This is a genomic window from Variovorax sp. OV700 (genome assembly GCF_900099805.1).
In the GTDB taxonomy this organism is placed as follows: Bacteria; Pseudomonadota; Gammaproteobacteria; order Burkholderiales; family Burkholderiaceae_C; genus Variovorax.
In genome coordinates, this window is sequence record NZ_FNDR01000028.1 from 1 (window position 1) to 3626 (window position 3626).

4 protein-coding genes are annotated in these 3626 nt (G+C 64.9%); all 4 read right to left on the bottom strand.

What is annotated here, in order from left to right; all coding sequences use genetic code 11:
- A partial coding sequence (locus BLR24_RS30115; protein WP_175543390.1) for an ABC transporter ATP-binding protein occupies window positions 1–672 on the bottom strand: 672 nt, incomplete at its 3' end.
- Window positions 673–688: 16 nt separating this feature from the next.
- Window positions 689–1462: an ABC transporter ATP-binding protein gene (locus BLR24_RS30120; protein WP_093024347.1), complete on the bottom strand. Its 774-nt coding sequence runs from the start codon at window positions 1460–1462 to the stop codon at window positions 689–691.
- Between the two features lie 20 nt (window positions 1463–1482).
- Window positions 1483–2682, bottom strand: coding sequence for an ABC transporter permease subunit (locus tag BLR24_RS30125; RefSeq protein WP_093024349.1), 1200 nt, complete (start codon window positions 2680–2682; stop codon window positions 1483–1485).
- 13 nt (window positions 2683–2695) lie between these two features.
- Entirely contained in the window at window positions 2696–3625 is a 930-nt protein-coding gene (locus BLR24_RS30130) for a branched-chain amino acid ABC transporter permease (RefSeq protein WP_055803923.1), read from the bottom strand.
- Window position 3626: the final 1 nt, after the last annotated feature.

A 3626-nucleotide genomic window follows, 5' to 3' on the forward strand; every position in this document is an offset into this window, starting at 1 on the left:
CGCGCGGTTGGCGTTCTGCTCCACCAGCAGAATGGTCACGCCCTGCGCCGCCACGGTCTGCACCACCTCGAAGATCTTGTCGCACATGATGGGCGACAGGCCCATGGTGGGCTCGTCGAGCAGCAGCACCTTGGGACGCGCCATGAGCGCGCGGCCCATGGCCAGCATCTGCTGTTCGCCGCCCGACATGGTGCCCGCGAGCTGGTCCTTGCGCTCGCGCAGGCGCGGGAAGGTCACGAACACGCGCTCCATGTCGCTGGCGATCTCGGCCTTGTCCGTGCGGATGTAGGCGCCGATCTGCAGGTTCTCGGTGATGGTCATGCGCGTGAACACGCCGCGCCCTTCGGGCACCATCACGAGGCCCTCGCCCACCAGGTCCCACGCACCGCGGCCCTTGATGTTGCGGCCCAGGAATTCGATGGAGCCAGCGCCGGCCGGCAACGTGCCGGTGATCGCCTTCATGGTGGTGGTCTTGCCGGCGCCGTTGGAGCCGATGAGCGACACCAGTTCGCCTTCATGAACCTCGAAGTCCACGCCTTTGACGGCCTGGATGCCGCCGTAGCCGACCTTGAGGCCGCTGACCTTGAGCAGCGTCTTGCCGGTGGCGGTGGCCGCGGTCTTCGGAGGGGTTGCAGTTGCCGTTGCTTTCGTTGTTTCTTCTGCGCTCGTCATCGTCGTCGTGGTCATATCAGTGTCCTCCGGTGCCGAGGTAGGCCTCGATCACCTTCTCGTTCTTCTGCACGTCGTACGGTGTGCCTTCGGCAATCTGCTTGCCGTAGTCGAGCACGGTGACGCGATCGCACAGGCCCATGATGAGCTTGACGTCGTGTTCGATGATGAGAATGGTGCGGTCGTCCTTGCGGATGCGGTCGATCAGCTCGCGCAGCAGCACCTTCTCGGTCGTGTTCATGCCGGCCGCGGGCTCGTCCAGCGCAATGAGCTGCGGGTCGGTGGCCAGCGCGCGCGCAATCTCGAGCCGGCGCTGGTCGCCATACGACAGCGTGCGCGCCTTGTAGTCGGCGAACTTGCCGATGCCCACGTAGTCGAGCAGTTCCTGCGCGCGTTCGGCAATGGCCTTTTCCTCGGCCTTGAACGAAGGAGTGCGCAGCATGGCGCCGAACACGCCCGAATGGGTGCGGATGTGGCGCCCCACCATGACGTTCTCGAGCGCCGTCATCTCGGAGAACAGCCGGATGTTCTGGAAGGTGCGCGCGATGCCGGCCTTGGCCACTTCATGCACGGCCGTCGGCTGGTAGGGCTTGCCGGCGAGCTCGAAGCTGCCGCTGTCGGGCGTGTAGAGCCCGGTGATCACATTGAAGAAGGTGGTCTTGCCGGCGCCGTTGGGGCCAATCAGGCCATAGACCTGGCCGCGCTTGATGGTGATGCCGACGTCGGAAAGGGCTTGCAGGCCGCCGAAGCGCTTGGAAATTCCGCGGACGTCGAGGATGGTGTCTGTCGTCATGTTGATTCTTCCTTCGGCGTTCAGGGATTGATCGACATGGGACGCGAGGCTGCACCCGGCAGTTCGTCGGCGGGCGTCTCGATGCCCGGCGCATGGGTCTGCAGCGAGCCGGGCGCAACCGGTGTGCCGGGGGCGGCGGCCCCCTTGCGCTGCAAGGTCTTGCCATGCTCGGGCGACGGCCAGAGGCCGCGCGGACGCATCAGCATGATGACGATCATGGCCAGCGCAATGAAGAGCTGGCGCAGGATGGACGCGTCGAGGCGGCCGTCGGTCAGGGCCTGCAGCGGGCCGGCCACGTAGCGCAGCACTTCCGGCAGTGCCGCCAGCAGCACGGCGCCCAGAATCACGCCTGGCAGGTGGCCGATGCCGCCCAGCACGACCATGGCGACGATCATCACCGACTCCATGAGGCTGAACGACTCGGGCGAGACGAAGCCCTGGAAGGCCGCGAACATGGCGCCCGACACGCCGCCGAAACTGGCGCCCATGCCGAAGGCCAGCAGCTTCATGTTGCGGGTGTTGATGCCCATGGCCTTGGCGGCGATTTCATCTTCGCGGATGGCCATCCACGCGCGGCCGATGCGGGACATCTGCAGGCGGTGCGAGATGATGATGGTGGCGACCACCAGCGCAAGGAACAGGTAATAGTAGAGCGTGACCGACGAGATCGTGAAGCCGTCGAACTTCCATGCCTTGCCGAGGTCGAGCCCCCAGAACTTGATGGAGTCGATGGCGGTGATGCCCTTCGGCCCGTTGGTGATGTTGATCGGCTGGTCGAGGTTGTTCAGGAACACCCGGATGATCTCGCCGAAGCCGAGCGTCACGATGGCCAGATAGTCGCCGCGCAGCTTGAGCGTGGGCGCCCCGAGCATCACGCCCAGCATGCCCGCCACCGCCAGCGCCAGCGGCACCACGATGAGCAGCGAGGTGTGCAGCCCGTTCGGGAACATGGCCTTGAACCACGGGAAAGTCTCCGACAGGTGGGTCGAGCCCATCAGCGCGTAGAGGTAGGCCCCGATCGCAAAGAAGGCCACATAGCCCAGGTCGAGCAGGCCGGCGTAGCCGACGACGATGTTCAGACCGAGCGAGAGCATCACGTAGAGCAATGCGATGTCGGCGATGCGCACCCAGGCATTGCCCTGGCTCTGCAGGAAGATGGGCAGGGCGAGCACGGCGACGACGCCGAGAACGTAGAGAGCGAGGTTCTTGCTGTTCTTCATGGTGTTCTGCTCCTCAGGCCCGATCCGCCACGCGCTCGCCGAGCAGGCCCGAGGGCCGCAGCGTGAGCATGACGATCAACACGATGAACGCGAAGATGTCGCTGTAGTTGCTGCCCAGCACGCCGCCGGTCAACGAGCCGATGTAGCCGGAGCCGATGGCTTCAATCAGCCCGAGCAGGATGCCGCCGACCACGGCGCCGGCCAGGTTGCCGATGCCGCCGAACACGGCCGCGGTGAAGGCCTTGAGGCCGGGCAGGAAGCCCATGGCGTGCTGCGCGATACCGTAGTTGGAGGCGTACATGACGCCCGCGATGGCCGCGAGCACGGCGCCGATGATGAAGGTGGCCGAAATGACCATGTCGGGCCGGATGCCCATGAGCGCAGCGACGCGCGGGTTCTCGGCGGTGGCGCGCATCGCGCGGCCGAGCTTGGTGTAATTGACCAGCCACATCAGCACCACGAGCGAGAACGCCGTGACGCTCAGGATCATGACCTGCGTGGGCGAGATCACCGCGCCGCCCACTTCGATGGGCGTGGTCGACAGCAGGTTGGGATAGGCCTTGTTGGTCGGCTTCCAGATGATCATGGCCAGCGTCTGCAGCAGGATCGACATGCCGATGGCCGTGATGAGCGGCGCGAGCTTGGGGCTGTTGCGAAGCGGCCGGTAGGCGACCTTCTCGATCACGAAGTTGAGCGTGGCGGCCACCACGCAGGCAATGATCAACGCGATGATGAGGATCAACCAGCCGGGCGTGCCGGGCATCGATTCCTTCATGAGGCCGATGATGGTCCAGCTTGTGAGCGCCCCCACCATCAGCACTTCGCCGTGCGCAAAGTTGATCAGGTTGATGATGCCGTACACCATGGTGTAGCCCAAGGCTATCAAGGCATACATGCTGCCGAGAACCAGACCGTTGATGATCTGCTGCAGCAAAATTTCCATA